The organism is Pseudomonas sp. TMW 2.1634 (assembly GCF_001703595.1).
Lineage (GTDB): Bacteria > Pseudomonadota > Gammaproteobacteria > Pseudomonadales > Pseudomonadaceae > Aquipseudomonas > Aquipseudomonas fragi.
This window is the reverse complement of the sequence record NZ_CP016849.1, coordinates 4,503,123-4,519,613: the sequence shown is the minus strand read 5'-3', so window position 1 is coordinate 4,519,613 and position 16,491 is coordinate 4,503,123. Positions and strand designations below refer to the sequence as shown.

Annotated in this window: 17 protein-coding genes; 11 read left to right on the top strand and 6 right to left on the bottom strand. The window is 59.6% G+C overall.

Translation table 11 applies throughout. The features are described from left to right. Positions 1-7: 7 nt before the first annotated feature. Positions 8-1,141: a bifunctional diaminohydroxyphosphoribosylaminopyrimidine deaminase/5-amino-6-(5-phosphoribosylamino)uracil reductase RibD gene (gene ribD, locus BFC21_RS21450; RefSeq protein ID WP_162939363.1), complete on the bottom strand. Its 1,134-nt coding sequence runs from the start codon at positions 1,139-1,141 to the stop codon at positions 8-10. Beyond that, positions 1,138-1,602, bottom strand: coding sequence for a transcriptional regulator NrdR (gene nrdR, locus BFC21_RS21445; RefSeq protein WP_019824317.1), 465 nt, complete (start codon positions 1,600-1,602; stop codon positions 1,138-1,140). The genes ribD and nrdR overlap by 4 nt, the downstream gene beginning before the upstream one ends. Before the next feature lie 139 nt (positions 1,603-1,741). On the opposite strand from nrdR, the gene BFC21_RS21440 reads away from it, so the two are divergent. From BFC21_RS21440 to trxA, 3 genes are read left to right on the top strand one after another with little or no spacing between them, the layout of a single operon-like run. Beyond that, the gene (locus tag BFC21_RS21440; protein WP_016779223.1) at positions 1,742-2,191 is read left to right on the top strand and encodes a hypothetical protein; all 450 of its coding nucleotides are present in this window, start codon (positions 1,742-1,744) and stop codon (positions 2,189-2,191) included. Further along, on the top strand, positions 2,188-2,877 hold the full coding sequence (locus tag BFC21_RS21435) for a methyltransferase (RefSeq protein ID WP_088378864.1): 690 nt from the start codon (positions 2,188-2,190) through the stop codon (positions 2,875-2,877). The genes BFC21_RS21440 and BFC21_RS21435 overlap by 4 nt, the downstream gene beginning before the upstream one ends. Positions 2,878-2,908: 31 nt before the next feature. Continuing rightward, positions 2,909-3,784 carry a thioredoxin gene (gene trxA / locus BFC21_RS21430; RefSeq protein WP_016779221.1) on the top strand — a complete coding sequence of 292 codons (876 nt, stop codon included), beginning with the start codon at positions 2,909-2,911 and terminating at the stop codon, positions 3,782-3,784. 112 nt (positions 3,785-3,896) lie between these two features. On the opposite strand, the gene BFC21_RS21425 is transcribed toward trxA, so the two are convergent. Beyond that, a complete protein-coding gene (locus BFC21_RS21425; RefSeq protein WP_095003853.1) occupies positions 3,897-4,238 on the bottom strand; it encodes a hypothetical protein in 342 nt (113 codons plus the stop codon). A gap of 134 nt (positions 4,239-4,372) precedes the next feature. Here BFC21_RS21425 and BFC21_RS21420 point away from each other — a divergent pair, with 134 nt between their 5' ends. From BFC21_RS21420 to BFC21_RS21400, 5 genes are all read left to right on the top strand, one after another. Then, entirely contained in the window at positions 4,373-4,930 is a 558-nt protein-coding gene (locus BFC21_RS21420; protein WP_088378862.1) for a DUF2796 domain-containing protein, read from the top strand. 138 nt (positions 4,931-5,068) lie between these two features. After that, positions 5,069-5,779, top strand: a complete 711-nt coding sequence (locus BFC21_RS21415; RefSeq protein ID WP_088378861.1) for an ABC transporter ATP-binding protein — start codon at positions 5,069-5,071, stop codon at positions 5,777-5,779. A 1-nt stretch (position 5,780) separates the two neighbouring features. Then, positions 5,781-7,046: an ABC transporter permease gene (locus BFC21_RS21410; protein WP_088378860.1), complete on the top strand. Its 1,266-nt coding sequence runs from the start codon at positions 5,781-5,783 to the stop codon at positions 7,044-7,046. Between the two features lie 25 nt (positions 7,047-7,071). Then, on the top strand, positions 7,072-7,581 hold the full coding sequence (locus BFC21_RS21405; protein WP_177342614.1) for a DUF3299 domain-containing protein: 510 nt from the start codon (positions 7,072-7,074) through the stop codon (positions 7,579-7,581). A gap of 241 nt (positions 7,582-7,822) precedes the next feature. Continuing rightward, entirely contained in the window at positions 7,823-8,521 is a 699-nt protein-coding gene (locus BFC21_RS21400) for an OmpW family protein (protein WP_016779215.1), read from the top strand. A gap of 60 nt (positions 8,522-8,581) precedes the next feature. On the opposite strand, the gene BFC21_RS21395 is transcribed toward BFC21_RS21400, so the two are convergent. From BFC21_RS21395 to BFC21_RS21385, 3 genes are all read right to left on the bottom strand, one after another. Further along, a complete protein-coding gene (locus tag BFC21_RS21395; protein ID WP_088378858.1) occupies positions 8,582-9,511 on the bottom strand; it encodes an NAD-dependent epimerase/dehydratase family protein in 930 nt (309 codons plus the stop codon). Next, positions 9,504-10,388 carry a sugar nucleotide-binding protein gene (locus BFC21_RS21390; protein WP_029611199.1) on the bottom strand — a complete coding sequence of 295 codons (885 nt, stop codon included), beginning with the start codon at positions 10,386-10,388 and terminating at the stop codon, positions 9,504-9,506. Before BFC21_RS21390 ends, BFC21_RS21395 begins: the two co-directional genes overlap by 8 nt. 144 nt (positions 10,389-10,532) lie before the next feature. Next, positions 10,533-12,647: a mechanosensitive ion channel family protein gene (locus BFC21_RS21385; RefSeq protein WP_088378857.1), complete on the bottom strand. Its 2,115-nt coding sequence runs from the start codon at positions 12,645-12,647 to the stop codon at positions 10,533-10,535. Positions 12,648-13,320: 673 nt separating this feature from the next. Between BFC21_RS21385 and BFC21_RS21380 the strand changes: the two genes are divergently transcribed. The 3 genes from BFC21_RS21380 (at position 13,321) to BFC21_RS21370 (ending at position 16,489) form a co-directional block, all read left to right on the top strand. Beyond that, positions 13,321-15,048 (top strand): AMP-binding protein, encoded by a 1,728-nt coding sequence (locus tag BFC21_RS21380; protein ID WP_088378856.1) that lies wholly within the window; start codon positions 13,321-13,323, stop codon positions 15,046-15,048. A gap of 229 nt (positions 15,049-15,277) precedes the next feature. After that, complete coding sequence (locus BFC21_RS21375) at positions 15,278-16,207, top strand: hypothetical protein (RefSeq protein ID WP_218188526.1); 930 nt, start codon at positions 15,278-15,280, stop codon at positions 16,205-16,207. Between the two features lie 30 nt (positions 16,208-16,237). Continuing rightward, positions 16,238-16,489: an acyl carrier protein gene (locus BFC21_RS21370; RefSeq protein ID WP_016779209.1), complete on the top strand. Its 252-nt coding sequence runs from the start codon at positions 16,238-16,240 to the stop codon at positions 16,487-16,489. The last annotated feature ends 2 nt before the right edge of the window (positions 16,490-16,491 follow it).

The window sequence follows — 16,491 nt, the reverse complement described above, 5'->3', positions numbered from 1 at the left end:
CTGAGAATTATACGCTGGCTGATGGCACAGGTATGGCTGTGACTCGCCAGTCATCGCCCACCGCGCGCATTTCCGTGATCTTGAGCAATGGCGCTTCGCTCATATGGGTCAGCGGCAGCTCCAGTAATGGCCGCGCCGTAGAGCCCAAAAACTTGGCGGCGACAAAAATCTGGTATTCGTCGACCAGCCCCTGCTCGGCAAAAGCCCCCGCCAGACGCGGCCCGGCCTCTACCAGCACTTCGTTGACGCCACGCGCAGCCAGCGCCTGCAGCAGCTTGCGCAGATCGACCTGGCCGTTGGCGCCGTGGATCACCAGGCACTCGGGGCCCGTGCGGTATTGCTCGGCAGGCGGTACGCAGGTGGCGACCAGGGCCGGGCCAGCCTTGAAAAACGGCGCATCCAGCGGCACCCGCAGGCGCCCGTCGATCAGCACCCGCAATGGCGGGCGGCTAAGCGCCAAGGCTGTCAGCTCGGGGCTCAGGCCCAGCTCGGGGCCGCGCACGGTCAGGCGGGCGCCATCGGCCAGCACGGTGTCCGCACCGGTCAGCACCACGCTGGCCTGCGCCCGCAGACGCTGCACTGCAGAGCGCGCTTCAGGCCCGGTGATCCACTGGCTTTCGCCATTGGCCATCGCCGTGCGGCCATCAAGACTCATGGCCATTTTCACCCGCACAAACGGCAGGCCGTGTTCCATGCGCTTGAGGAAACCCGGGTTCAACGCCCGGGCATCGGCTTCGAGCACACCGCTGCGCACTTCAATGCCGGCATCGGCCAGGCGCTTGAGGCCGCGCCCGGCAACTTCCGGGTTGGGGTCCTGCATGGCCGCGACCACCCGTGCCACGCCTGCCGTGATCAGCCCTTCGGCGCACGGCGGGGTATGCCCGTGATGGCTGCACGGCTCGAGGGTGACATAAGCCGTGGCCCCTCGGGCCAGCTCGCCCGCCGCGCGCAAGGCGTGGACTTCGGCATGGGGCTCGCCGGTGCGCACATGCCAGCCTTCGCCGACGATCTGCCCGTCACGCACGATCACGCAGCCAACCCGCGGGTTGGGGTGGGTGGTGTACAGGCCGTTGCGCGCCAGTTCGATGGCGCGCGCCATGTAGTGGGTGTCTAGAATCGATTGTTCAGGGGACTGGGTCATTCTTTGGAAGGCTCACGGGCAAGGCGGTCGATCTCTTCGCGGAACTCGTTCAAGTCCTGGAAGCGTCGATAGACCGAGGCAAAGCGGATATAGGCCACTTCGTCGAGCTTTTGCAGCTCGCCCATGACCAGTTCACCAACAACCAGCGACTTGACTTCGCGTTCGCCGGTGGCGCGCAGCTTGTGCTTGATCCGGGCCAGCGCGGCTTCAAGGCGCTCGACACTCACCGGGCGCTTTTCCAGCGCACGCTGCATGCCGGCGCGCAATTTATCTTCGTCAAAAGGCTGACGACTGCCGTCTTGCTTGATCAGGCGGGGTAGTACCAACTCGGCTGTTTCAAAGGTGGTGAAACGCTCACCACAGGCCAGGCATTCGCGCCGGCGACGCACCTGATCGCCCTCGGCGACCAGACGCGAGTCGATGACTTTAGTGTCGTTGGCACCGCAGAAGGGACAGTGCATGGTGGCAGCCAACAAAAATGGGGAGCGCCATGTTAGCGCATCCCACTGGCAAGACAAGCCATAGGCTTTACGGTATACAGACGGGCTACTATGTTTTACACCAACTGATACACCGACTGACCTGCCGCTGGAGCCGTGTATGCCGCTACGAACGCTTGTTTTGCTGTGCCTTGCCAGTTTGCTGGTGGCTTGTAGCAGTGAACCGCCAAAATCGGCACAGCCCCAAGTGCTGGCGCAGCCCAAAACCGACGCCCCGGCCGACCTCGGTCCGCTGCCGTCTTATCAGCGCGAGTTGAGCGGCGTATTGACGGGCGTACCCGCAGGCGCCGAGGTGGAGCTGGCCATGCTGATCGTCGACGACCGTGGCCGTCCCCAGGGGCTGATGGCCAGCAGCAAGATCCTCGGCAACAACCAGGCCCTGCCCTTCAAGCTGCGCTTCAACCCTCAGGCCTTCCCGACCGGCATGCGCGTCGAGCTGCGCGGCCGCGCCAGCCAGTCCGGGCAATTGATCCTGCATTTGCCCTCACGCATCATCAATCAACCCACCACCCAGGCGCTGGGTACCCTGGCCTTCGTCAAGGCACCATGAATACACCGCTTGGCCTGCAGCAGTCGCTGAGCGAGTTACTGGGTGATGCGCGGCTGGTGGCCACCGACTTGCCCGGTACTGCGCTCAAGCTCTGGCTGATCGATGCGCACAACATGGATCGCGCTTTCACCCCCGACGAGACCCGGCGCATTCTCTACGAGCCGCCCTACTGGGCCTTTTGCTGGGCCAGCGGGCTGGCACTCGCACGCTTTCTGGCCGAGCAGCCGCAGTGGGTCAAGGGCAAGCGCGTGCTGGACTTTGGTGCCGGCTCCGGCGTTGCCGCGATTGCTGCCGCCAGGGCCGGGGCGCTGGAAGTGGTGGCCTGCGACCTTGACCCGCTGGCGTTGGCGGCCTGCCGGGCCAATGCGCAACTCAATGATGTGCAACTGGGTTATTCCAGCGACTTTTTTGCCGAAGCCGACCGATTCGATCTGATCCTGGTGGCGGACGTGCTCTACGACCGTGAAAACTTGCCATTGCTGGATCAGTTCCCCACCCGCGGGCAACAAACCCTGGTGGCCGATTCCCGCGTGCGCGACTTCCAGCATCCGCTTTATCGACAACTGGCCATGCTCAAGGCACTGACCCTGCCCGACCTGGCCGAGCCCCACGAATTTCGCAACGTCAGCCTGTATCACGCGTGCCGTGAGCCAAGCGCTTTCAGCCGCCCGGCACAGCCTTTATAGTTGCCCTCATTTACCTGCTTCGAGACACATAATGAATCAGCCTACGCCCTCTTTCAGCTTCGACGTAACCTCCGCTGACTTCGACAAACTGGTGGTCCAGGCGTCTTTCGACCAACCCGTACTGGTGGATTTCTGGGCCGAGTGGTGCGCACCGTGCAAAGTGATGCTGCCGATCCTGGAACAGATCGCCGAGGACTATCAGGGCGAATTGCTGCTGGCCAAGGTCAACTGCGACGTTGAGCAGGACATTGTGGGTCGCATCGGCATACAGACCTTGCCCACCGTGGTGCTGTTCAAAGACGGCAAAGTTGTCGACGGTTTCCAGGAAGCCCAGCCTGAGTCGGCCATTCGCGCCATGCTCGCGCCTCACGTGGTCATGCCCGAAGCCGCGGTTGAAGACCCGCTGGTGCAAGCCCAGGCGCTGTTTGCCGAAAGCCGCTTTGCCGATGCCGAAGCCCTGCTCAAAAACATCCTGACTGAAGACAACAGCAACGCCAAAGCGCTGATCCTGTATGGCCGCTGCCTGGCCGAGCGTGGTGAGTTGACTGAAGCGCAAGCGGTGCTGGATGCGGTCAAGAGCGACGAGCACAAGGCCGAGCTGGCAGGCGCCAAGGCGCAACTGACGTTCTTGCGCCAGGCCGCTGACCTGCCGGATGTAGCCGATTTGAAGACCCGCGTGGCGCAAAACCCGCAGGACGACGAAGCCGCCTATCAGCTAGCCATTCAACAATTGGCGCGCCAGCAATATGAAGGGGCGCTGGACGGGCTGCTGAAGCTGTTTACCCGCAACCGCAGCTACAACGAAGGCATTACCCACAAGACCCTGCTGCAAGTGTTCGACCTGCTGGGCAATGATCACCCGCTGGTCACCACCTACCGCCGCAAGCTGTTTGCTGCGCTGTACTGACCCTCACTGTGGGAGCGGGCTTGCTCGCGATTCAGGCGCTGCGATTTACAGACAAATTGCAGTGACGCCATCGCGAGCAAGCCCGCTCCCACAGGGTGTTTTGCCGATTGTTCTACTCAACCCAGCTATAGATCGGTGAATCCGCCCCGCTGACCACTTTCACCTCGGCACAATGGCGCAGGCGCACCAACAGGCGTTTGCCTGCGCCTGTGCTGCCGGCCAGTGCTTCAAGCTGCCCCAGCAACTCAGGCCCGGTCATTTGCCCGGCTTTGCGCAGCAAGTCCTTGGTGGCTTCCCACACGGCATCATCCTGGTTCACGGGCCTGGCAGCCGGCTGGCTCACCGGTGCATCAGCCACAGGCAACTGCGCGCTCAGCTTCGCCCAATCGCTGTCATCCAGCTCCACCGTCAAATCCACCGGCCAGTCGCCTATTGTTCCGCGAATGCGCACCATCGTCGTGCTCCTCAATTTTCATCTCGCCATGCTCCCATGCGTCTTGCGTAACGCCAAGCACACGGGCAAACTCTCGGCATACTTGTTATAAGATCACATAACAAAATTTTCACATTTCTTGCCGGAGTCATCCCATGCGCCGTTTGCTTCTTGCTTTGCCGTTTGCCTTGTTGCCGCTGGCGATGGCTCATGCCGCCGACGATCACGACCATGAGCACGACAGCCTGCCGCCCCACGAGCATGGCGTGGGCAGTTTGAACGTCGCGCTGGATGGTCAGACCCTGGAACTGGACCTGGACGGCCCGTCGATGAACTTGGTGGGTTTTGAGCATGTGGCCACTACTGAGGCGGACAAGGCCAAGGTCGAGTCGACGCGCAAGCAACTGGAAAACCCGCTGGTGCTGTTCAGCATTCCCAAGGCCGCCGGTTGCACTGCCGAGGCCCAGGAACTGAAAAGCCCGCTGTTCGACCCGGCACCTGAAGAAGGCAACGCCAAGGGCGAGCACCATCACAGCGATATCGAAGCCCACTATGCGTTTACCTGCAGCACGCCGGACGCTCTGAAAACGCTGGATCTGTCGCAGTTTTTCAAGACATTCCCGGGCACGCATAAATTCAAGGTGCAACTGATTGGCCCAAGTGGCCAGCAAGCGGTGGAAGTGACGGCCAAGGCACCTACGCTGAAGTTTTAAACACCTGCCTCCCCCTGTGGGGGCGGGTTTGACCGCGATGACATCACCTCGGTGTGCCTGACAGACCGCAGCGTCTGAATCGCGAGCAAGCCCGCTCCCACAGACAGCATTCCCCCACTCCCAGGCGATTCTCCCCCCATGACCCAAGCACTTATCGAACTGAGCGACCTGAGCTTCAGCTGGCCGGGCCACCCCGTGCTGCTGGATATTCCGGCGTTTCGCCTGGAGCCGGGTGAAACCCTGTTTCTCAAAGGCCCCAGTGGCAGTGGCAAAACTACTTTGCTGGGCCTGCTGGGCGGCGTGCAAAAAGCCAACAGCGGCACCATCCGCTTGCTGGGCCAGGAGCTGGGGGAGTTGGGCTCCGGCGCCCGCGACCGCTTCCGGGTTGATCACACCGGTTATATCTTTCAGCAGTTCAACCTGCTGCCGTTTTTGTCGGTACGCGAGAACGTCGAACTGCCTTGCCACTTCTCCAGGCTGCGTGCCAGCCGCGCCGCGCAACGCCACGGCAGTGTGGATAACGCCGCGCAAACCCTGCTCGCGCATCTGGGCCTCAAAGACCCGGCGCTGCTGGAGCGTCGCGCCGATTCGCTGTCCATCGGCCAACAACAGCGCGTGGCCGCCGCCCGTGCCCTGATCGGCCAACCCGAACTGGTGATTGCCGACGAGCCCACCTCGGCGCTGGATGCCGATGCTCGCGAAGCCTTTATCCAGTTGCTGTTTGCCGAATGCCGCGAGGCCGGCACCAGCCTGCTGTTTGTCAGCCACGATCAAAGCCTGGCGCCCTTATTCGACCGCAACCTGTCGTTGTCTGAACTCAATCGCGCCGCCCTGTCGGTAGAGGTCTGAGATGTATCTGTTTCGTCTAGCGCTGGCCAGCCTGGCCAACCGTCGCTTTACCGCACTGCTGACCGCCTTCGCCATCGCCCTGTCGGTATGCCTGCTGCTGGCCGTCGAGCGGGTGCGCACCGAAGCCCGCGCCAGTTTTGCCAGCACCATCAGCGGCACCGACCTGATCGTTGGCGCCCGTTCGGGCTCGGTCAACCTGCTGCTGTATTCGGTATTCCGCATCGGCAATGCCACCAACAATATTCGCTGGGACAGCTTTGAACACTTCGCCAACAACCCGAAGGTGAAATGGGCGATCCCCATGTCCCTGGGCGACTCGCATCGCGGTTATCGGGTGATGGGCACCAGCGAAGCGTATTTCGAGCACTACCAGTACGGCCACAAGCAAAACCTCAAGCTGGCCAGCGGCCGCCCTTTTGCCACTGATCCGTTCGAGGTGGTGCTGGGCGCCGAAGTCGCCGAGGCCCTGCATTACAAGCTGGGTGACAAGCTGGTGCTGGCTCACGGCGTAGCCGCGATCAGCCTGGTCAAGCACGACGACAAACCGTTCACCGTGGTCGGTATTCTCGCGCGCACCGGCACCCCTGTAGACCGCACGTTGCATATCAGCCTGGGCGGCATGGAAGCGATCCATATCGACTGGCATAACGGCGTGCCAGCCCACGGCGCCGGGCGCATCAGCGCCGATCAGGCGCGCAATATGGACCTAACGCCCCAAGCCATCACCGCGTTTATGCTGGGCCTGAACAGCAAGATTTCGACCTTTGCCCTGCAACGGGAGATCAACGATTTCCGCGGTGAGCCGATGATGGCGATTTTGCCCGGCGTGGCCCTGCAGGAGCTGTGGAGCCTAATGAGCACCGCTGAAAAAGCGCTGTTTGTGGTGTCGCTGTTTGTGGTGCTGACCGGGTTGATCGGCATGCTCACGGCCATCCTGACCAGCCTTAATGAACGTCGCCGGGAGATGGCGATTCTGCGTTCCGTGGGCGCCCGGCCCTGGCATATCGCGACCCTGCTGATTTTCGAAGCCCTGGCGCTGGCATTGGCCGGGGTGATCGCGGGCGTAGGGTTGCTGTATGTATGCATTGCCGTTGCTCAAGGCTATGTGCAATCCAATTACGGCCTGTATTTGCCGCTGGCATGGCCAAGTGAATATGAATGGACCCTGCTCGGCGGTATTCTGGCTGCAGCCCTGCTGATGGGCTGCGTGCCGGCATGGCGCGCCTACCGACAATCGCTGGCCGATGGTCTGTCCATTCGTTTATGAGCTTGAGTCTATGAAAAGGTCTGCAATGTCCCGCGTGCTGCTGGCGCTGTTACTGCTGGTGGCGACCCCGCTGTGGGCGGCCGAACCCAAGGAGCTGACCTGGTCGGAGATGATCCCGGCGGATGCACCGCCCGAAGCACCCGACATGACGCCGCTGCATGACCTGTCGCAGATGGGCAGCATGGAAGCCGCCCCGGCAGCCAAACAGGACTTGCCCAATGCGCCGGTGGTCCCGGCGCTGGACGGTCAGCTGATTCGTTTGCCGGGCTATATCGTGCCCCTGGAGGTCAGCGAAGACGGGCGTACCACCGACTTTTTGCTGGTGCCCTACTTCGGCGCCTGCATCCATGTGCCGCCACCGCCGTCCAACCAGATCGTGCATGTGACCAGTAAAGAGGGGGTCAAGCTCGACGAGTTGTACCAGCCGTACTGGATCGTCGGGGCACTGCAGGTCAAGCCAAGCACCAGCGAACTGGCGGATGCGGGGTATCAGATGGATGCGCAGAAGATCGTGGTGTACGAACTGCCGGAGTAAACCCAAGGGCCCCTCACCCAGGCCCTCTCCCAGAGGGAGAGGGGACAAAAAGCAAAAGCAGGTTTGCGCAACGCCCCCAATCAGCCCCCTCTCCCTCCGGGAGAGGGTTGGGGTGAGAGCGCTCTTGGCAATTAACGAATTTTTCACAACTTCACGTTTTCATTGAGCTGGGTCAACTGAAGAGGCCGGGGCGCTCATTACCATTGGTTATATAAATTTTAAATATCCCAATGGAGCTCCCATGCACAAGTCTTTGCTCAGCGCAGCCGCCCTTGCGCTCGCCGTCGTCGCCCCTCTGGCCCACGCCCACACGGAAGGCGACATCATCGTGCGTGCCGGTGCCATCACGGTAAACCCGAAGGCCGACAGCTCCAGCGTCAAGGTTGATCAGGGCCCGTTGGCGGGTGCCGACCTGGGTGGCAAGGCAACCATGAGCAGCGACACGCAATTGGGTCTGAACTTCGCCTACATGATCACCGACCATGTGGGTATCGAACTGCTGGCGGCCACACCGTTTGAGCATGACGTCAAACTCAAGGGCACCGGCCTGGCAGCCGCCAACGGCAAACTGGGTACCCTCAAGCACTTGCCGCCAACCCTGAGCGTTGTGTACTACCCGCTGGACTCCAAGTCGGTATTCCAGCCTTACGTCGGTGCCGGTATCAACTACACCTGGATCTACGACGAACACGTCGGCAGCCGCGCCAGCGCCGAAGGTTTCGACAACTTCAAGGCAAAAAACTCGTGGGGCATGGCCTGGCAGCTGGGTGCTGACTACATGCTGACCGACAACATCATGATCAACGCCCAGGCACGCTATATCGATATCGATACCCGTGCCACCGTCGAGAACAACGCCGTAGCGCCGGGCACCCGTGCCAAGGTCAACGTAGACGTCGATCCGTGGGTCTACATGGTTGGCCTGGGCTACAAGTTCTAAACCCGGCAATCATAAAAAAAGGCGCCTTTGAAAGGCGCCTTTTTTGTGGGCGGGTGGTTCTTAGCGGCCCAGCAGGCGCGCCAGCCCGACACTCATTGGTGTGGTTTCACCCAATGTGAAGCGCTGCAACAAACGGCTGTTGTCGGCACGCGAATGGCGAATGTCGCCGGAGCGGGCCGGACCGTGGCTGATCGGTGGCAGCTCGCCGACAACTTCGCTCAGTGCAGCAAGCATCTGGTTGAGTGTCGTGGCCTTGTTCAAGCCAACGTTGATCGCACCCTCTTCAGCTTTATCGGTCTCGACAGCTTGCACCAGAATCTTGACCAGATCGCCCACATACACGAAGTCGCGGGTTTGCTCGCCATCGCCAAAAATGGTGATGGGCAGGCCTTTTTCTGCTCGTTCGCAAAAAATGCTGATAACGCCAGAGTACGGCGATGACGGATCCTGATGTGGGCCATAGATGTTGAAAAAGCGGAAAATCACAGGTTCAAGACCGTGCTGGCGGCGGTAGAAGTCCAGGTAGTACTCGCTGGCCAGCTTGTCGGACGCATAAGGCGTCAACGGTGCTTTGGGAGTGTCTTCGACTATCGACTCGCCTTCACCGTTATTGCCATACACAGCCGCACTGGATGCAAAGACAACACGTTTGACGCCTGCTTCACGCATGGCTTCGCACACGTTAAGGGTACCGATAAAGTTGCTTTGGTGGGTGCGTACAGGATCATCCACCGAGGCTTGCACCGAAGCCACCGCCGCCAGATGAACCACTGCGCTGCAGCCGGCCATAGCCTTGGCCACCACGGTTGCATCGGCGACATCACCCTCAATCAACTCGACCTTGGGATTATCCAGCGGCAGGTTGCTGCGCTTGCCTGTCGAAAGGTCGTCGAGAATACGCACGCAATGGCCATTGGCCAATAAGGCAGGTACCAGGTTGGAGCCGATAAAACCGGCGCCACCGGTGATTAAAACGGGGGCATCAGCCATGACGATAAAACCTGTCCAGTAAAGCGGGAAGAGCCGCACGCCAGGCGCGAGGCTTGATCCCGAAGGTGTGTAGAATTTTTTTGCACGCCAGCACCGCGTGCTGGGGTTCTTCTGCCGCATCGGGCCGTGCGGCGTGCGCCTGGGGTGTCGGCGCTTCAATTGCCAGCGGGTGCAGGTTGCGGGCCTCGGCCAGGATCGCCTGCCCCAGCGCCAGCGGCGTTGTCGCCTCATGCCCGGCGTAGTGGTAGGTGCCCCACAGCGGCGCCGCGCAATCAAGTTGCTTGAGCACCGAGATAATCACCCGCGCGGCGTCATCCACCGGTGTCGGGTTGCCCCGTCGGTCATCGGCCATCAACAACTCGCCCGGCTTCTCGGCCTGAGCCAGGAAGCGCCCCAGAGTGCCATCGGGGCTGTCATCGAGCAGCCAGCCAAAACGCAGCAGTACGTGTTGCGGGCAAATGGCCCGGACACTTTGTTCAATGCGCCACAACGCCTGACCACGCAACCCAAGCGGGACGGGTTCGTCTTTTTCGCTGTAGGCCGTCGCCCGTGAACCATCGAATACCCGATAGCTGGAAGGCTGCAACAAGATGATGTTGTGGTGCTGGCACAGCTCCGCCAGACGCTCGACAGCGCGCTCCTGGCTGGCAAGCCGGGCCTCGCTTACTGACTGCGCCTGAAACCAGTCGAAGTAGTACGCAAGGTTGATGACCGCATCCGGGCGGGTGTCATCGAGCAGTTGCGTGAGGCTCGCGGCGTCCCAACCGTCTTGCGGCGGGCGCGGGGCTAGGAAATTGATGTCTTCCTCGGCACCCAGACGAATCAGCGCCTGCCCGAGGGCATTTCCGCCGCCCAATAACATAAGGCGCATTCGCATAAAGTATGCAGGCTCAGTCTATTCAGAACGGTGATGTATACCAGAAAATCAGCCGTGAAAGCTGCTGACCCTAATCAAGATAGCCGCATTTTGCGGGTTTCTGGCCCACTCGTCACTGACAAACTGCCTCATGTTAATAGGCCTTCATTGGGATCCGGGCGGAATATCCGTCAGTAATACCCCAGACCGTTGCGCCAAAGCCTGCGCGGACGGCGTTTGTTCCGTCTCGCGCACGGGCATCAGAAACCCCTGTGGGTAATGTTGCGCGAAATGAACATCCGCCGATTTATCCACAAGCTTTTTAAGCCGGTCGTTGAATGCCCGGCTCACGGTGTTCTGCGCCCCGGACATGGTGCGGAACTGCGCGGTGATGGTCACGCCGTCGAGGTTCATGCTGTCGACCCCGAAAATCGTCAGCGAACCTTGCAGGCTGAGCCTGAGCAAGGGGTCGTTGCTGATCTGGTTGCCGGCCTCGCGGATCAGGGCAGTGGCTTTATCCATGTCGGTGTCATAGGTGAACTGCACTGAGAAAAAGGCATAGGCAAACTGGCGCGAATGATTGATCACCGCCTTGATCTGCCCAAACGGCACCGAGTGGACAAAGCCACGCGAATCCCGCAGGCGCAAGGTGCGAATGGTCAGCCCCTCCACTGTCCCCGCGTGGGCAGAGTCGATCACCACCCAGTCGCCGACCGAGATGGTGTCTTCAATAATGATAAACAGCCCGGTAATCACATCCTGTACCAGTTGCTGGGAACCAAAACCGATGGCCAGGCCGATGACCCCGGCCCCCGCCAGGAAAGGCGCAACGTTGACGCCCAGATTGGCCATTGTGGTGATGGTGCAGATCACCACCAGAATCACTTTGATCGCATTGCGCGCCAGCGGCAGGATGGTTTTGATCCGCGTGCTGGGCTCATGGCTGCCACGACGGTTGGTGGCCGGTTCCAGGGCTTGTTGAATGGCCGTATCGAGCACCACCCAGGTCAGCCAGGTCACCAGCAGAATCAACAAAATATGGCCCAGTGAGTCGCTGATGACCTTGCCGGTACTGCTGTCTGACGCAAAGGCCAGCAACGAAAAACCCCAGACTTTGGCCAGCAACTCAATAAAGGTCACGGCCAGGGCAATACGCAGCAGTGCGTAGACCACGCTTATAAACCGCTCCTGGTAGGCCCCCGCACGCTGGGTTCGGGTTCGAAACGAATGGTGCAGCACCGTGCTCAAAAAAACCGTACCGATCAGCAGGCCCGATGTCAGCAAAGCACTGCGCAAGGCGCGTTCACTGCCCTCGCCCACCCCCAGCAAATTACGCGCGCTCACCAGCAACATCAGCAGCACAGGCCAATACCAGAGCACCGAAAAAATCCGCAAGGACTCCTGCAAGGCCGGCTGCCCGAGCCGCTGCGCCAGGGCCCGATTGCGAATCAGGTGGGCCACCGGGCGTCGCACCCGCACCACCAGCCAGGCAAACACACAGCACGCCAGCAGCCCGGCAAACACCGACAGGCAACTGGCGATATTGCCACCGATTTGCCGGGCGATTTGCGGGCTGCCCATCGCATCACTCAGGGCTGAAGAGAAACCGATCAGAAACAGCGGGCGCCTGGAATACTGGCGAATGATCTGCACCGCGCGCCGCTTGTGCCCCGTATCGAACAAGGTGCTGAGGGACAGCACCAGCGCCACGCAAAACACCCCGCCGCTGCCGGCATACGTCAGGCTCAGGCCGAACGAGCGGCCCAGCGTGTCTTGCAAGAATCGGCTGGCATACAGGGTCAGCAACAAGGACAGCAGCGCGGGCACCATATACGGCACCACATACTTGACCAGCGCCTGAATGCGCGGCCTGCCAGCAATCGGCCGGGTTGTGAGCAGATAACGCGCCAGCCATCGCCCGGCAAACATCAGCCCGAAAAATGCGCCAAACCAGATGACCGACAACAGGAAAAAATCGGCCAGCCCGCTCCATGAAGGATGACTGGATGCCTGCTCGACCAGTGCCCCCACTTCATCAGCCGCGCGCTCGGTACGCAGCCCCCAGGTGTCCAGCAGGTGCATGCTCAAGCCCAGTTTGTCCTGAACCTCGTCCATGCCAGCACCCAAAGCCCCCAGCAGGCCGCCATCAACCAGAACAGGCGGTTTGCCATCCGCCTCTTCGGCCTTGATCACGGAAGCCAGTGTGGGCGCGGCATGGAGCAGGCCGTTGCCTGAAAACAACACGACGAACAACAAAATCAACGTTTTGAATTTGAACAAACCCGGGGGCCTCCTGAGCATCCTTGACAGGCCAGCCGAATCGAAGGGATTAGGCTCGATACGGGGCGCGCCTGCGTTTTCGATCACGTGCAGCATAGTCAATGTCACGTCAGGTGCCGGAAATAATCGGTCGAGGCCTGACTGAAGTGACCGCCCTGGCATACACAACCAGACAAAATGTGTAATTAAATACCGGCCATCAGCACCGCAATAAACATCACGCAGAGGATCAAGTATTCAATAAGTGACCGACTTCACTATTATTAAAATAGTTTGACCGCCTCGATAAACGAAACCTTTAAAACCCGGTTTATTCTGCCTCACCCCAAGACTTACTTAAGACGGTACGACTGACTTATAACGTCGCCACGTACTACAAAAGCAAACAACGGCACACGCCCTTTAAATACAACACACCCCACTCAGCGCACTCAATGTTTAGAACACTAAACAGCTGCACACCCACTTCAGAACACGGCAATACCGCAGCGCGCAAAACCCACATGAAAGATTATGAAAGTTTTACCTGACATATTTACAAACACTATTTCATCCCCTAGAGTCCGCCACACCGGGCACTACAGGCTTGTATGCTCATTCGAGTGTTGTATTGAATTTGTAACATTTAACAGTCTTACTTGATTGACTTCCCGGAGTTCGGAAATTGGAAACAATGATCGATGCTATTTTGTCTGCCCTGGATAACCCACAGCAAAGCGCTCTGCGACAGATTACTGTCATAGAAGAGAACGGGGAAGAAAAGAGCATTTCCTATGCCGCGTTGGCACAACAAGCATTGGCCGTTTCTTCAGCCCTGACCGAAATGGGGGTTGTTCGTAATGACTTGGTTATTCTTGCCCTGCCGGCATCCATCGATCATTTGTTGCTACTGACAGGGTGCGTTTTGATGGGCGCCTTGCCCTGCACCGTCGCGCTGCCTGGAAGACTGATGGCAGACTCGCCGCGCAACCAGATACATGTGGCCTGTCAGTTGTTTGCACCGCGCCTGCTGATCGCATCCGAAAGCAACACCCCCGCACTCCAGCGTTTGCTGGCTCACCTGCCTGTGCGTGTGATCTCAAGCCCAGAGGTGAGGGTCGCAGCCAGCGCAGGGTTTCCAGTGCGCGTGGAGCGCTGCCATCCAGACAGCGGCCATCATGTGCAACTGACCTCGGGCTCGACCGGCCGCCCCAAGGCCGCCATCCTCAGCCATCGCAATGTCATCGCCAATGTGCGCGGTATCGGCGGTGTGGTTGGCTACAGTGCCGAGCGCGGCGATGCCTCTGCTTCCTGGCTGCCGCTGCATCACGACATGGGCCTGGTGACGCTTTTGTCGAACCTGTATTACCAGGCGCCCCTGCTGTTGATGCAACCGGCCAGCTTTATTCGCAACCCGCTGGGCTGGCTCAAGCGCATGTCCAGTTTTGGCGCAACCACCACGGCGGCGCCGACGTTCGCCCTGCAGTACTGCATTCGCCGTTACCGCGAAGCGTCCATGAAAGAGGTGGATCTGCGCAACTTGCGCAATATTTTTGTCGGCGCCGAAAGGGTGGATGAAGTTTGCCTGCGGGACTTTGCACAGACATTCGCGCCGCACGGGCTTTCACGGTCTGCACTGCAGCCCTGTTACGGCATGGCGGAATCGACGCTGGCGGTGACCATGCACAATACGAACTTCAATTACGACAAGCAGGCGCTCTCCTACGTCATTGCTGACCGTATCGATTCCGGCGCGGTGATCGACCATTGGCAGGCTCGCCGCGCCGACGAGAACACCCACAGGGTAGAAACCGTACTGTCGATGGGCCGGCCGATTGAGGGCATGCAAGTTGCCGTCAAAGCCCTGGACCGTTCCGACGCCAAGGACCGCGAAGTGGGCGAGATCTTTATACGCGGCACCTCGGTCATGTCCGGCTATTTACCCGCCGCAGGCCAGGCCGAGCCGTACCAAAGCGGCGACTGGTTTGCGACCGGGGATATAGGTTATCGAGTGGATGAACATGTATTTGTACTCGGCCGCAAGAAAGAACTGATCATCATCCGTGGCAGTAATTATTTCCCCCATGAAATTGAAGATGTCATTGCCGCACACCCTTTATTGGCCAGCGGCGGTAATGCCATTGCGGCCTTCGGCATCTACGACGAAGCGCAGAGAACCGAAAGCCTGGCGATTATGATCGAGCTTGACGCGAAACAGGCTCAAATCGAGCTGCGCACCCAACTTCAAAACCAGTTGCGCGACAAGTTTGGATTTGGCGCCCACGCCATCACCTTCGTTGCACCCGGAAGTTTGCCACGCACCACCAGCAACAAACTTAAACGCCTGGAGTGTCGGACAATTTATCTCCAAACAGTAATGGACAATAAAGACAAAACCGATATATCGCAGCTTGTTATTTAAAGTACCCGCCAGCCAGTGACACCGATCGTCTGACGCACTGCAACTTTTAAATACTGGATCATTCACTATGCAAACCTTGACGCAAGGTATAGATGCTCGTTCGTCACGTCATTCATTATTGACTCTTTGTGCACAACCGGTTGTTCATCGCTTATCAATATATGGCGAACTGCCTGCTCACTTGATCCAGATTATCTCGCGCGCTTGCGTGCGACTGATGGATTCAGACATGTTGATTTCGCAGACGATGCACAACTACGAGTCTGCTGAACAATTGAACCGACCTTCGGTGGCCCTGTCGCAGCCGACCCACGAGTTGGAACATATTCTGGAGCGCATTCAGCAAGACGGTCTGGCGTTGCACTACCGATCCTTCATGCAGAACTTCGCCCATTTGTTTTCGCTGTTCCTGACACCGGATCAATACGCACGGGCCCGCGCCAGCATTGATGCCGGCAGCGCCCTGCGTTTCCTGATGAGTGATGCCGGCGGCCCTACCCTCACGAGCTGGCGCACGCTCGCCCAGCCGGAAGGTGAGGGTTTCAAGCTGCATATCGACAAGGTCTGGGGCATGTACGCCAACCTCGACGGTATGGCCATCGTCGCCGCCCGCACGCCGGGCTCGTTTTTCCCGTCGGCCTTCCTGGTCTGGCCCGAGCAATACAAGCCCCTCAAGCGAACGCTCTGCGGCGAGCCCTTTCTCGGCGATGTCGTGCAGCTGGGGAACGTCCAGGGCACGGTGCAGGTTTCCCAGGAGGATCGCCTGAAAGTGGGCGGCCCTGCGGTACTCAAAAAATACCTGACGACGGTACGGCCTTTTCTGGTGCGCGCACTGATGGCCCATCTCGACTGGCTGGCAAGTCAGGGGCGCCTCGAACTGACGCCGGACGAACGCGCGTCCCGCGACTTCATCGCCGCCGCCGCCCGCACCAAGACGCTCTCCGAGCGCTACGAGAGCGAAGACGTACAGCGCGTGCTGGCACTGAAACTCGCCTCCAATGAACTGCTTTTGCAACTGGTCAGCCGCGGCGCCGTGGCGAGTTTTCTCGACCAGCGTGACCTGTTGGCGTTTACCAAAATGGAAGGCAGCTCTTACCGCTGTTACCACGAATTGCGCGCCAGCATGCGCGTAGCCAAGCCTGAATCCGACTCACTCTAATCCGCTCTAACCCCCCCAGGAGAAGCACCTATGACAACGACAACTGAAACCCTCAACACCCTGGAACTTCTGAAGAAGGAAGCCGCCAAGATTCTCAATATCGAATCCGTCGACACCCATGTCGGCTTGGGCGAACTGGGTATCGATTCACTCAATGTGGTTGAGCTGATCGTCTATTGCGAACAGCTCTACGGATCCATTGATCCTGAGCAACTGAACATCACCCAGTACACCACCCTGGAGCAAATCGACACCCAGTTGCATCAGCAACAAGTCGCCTGATC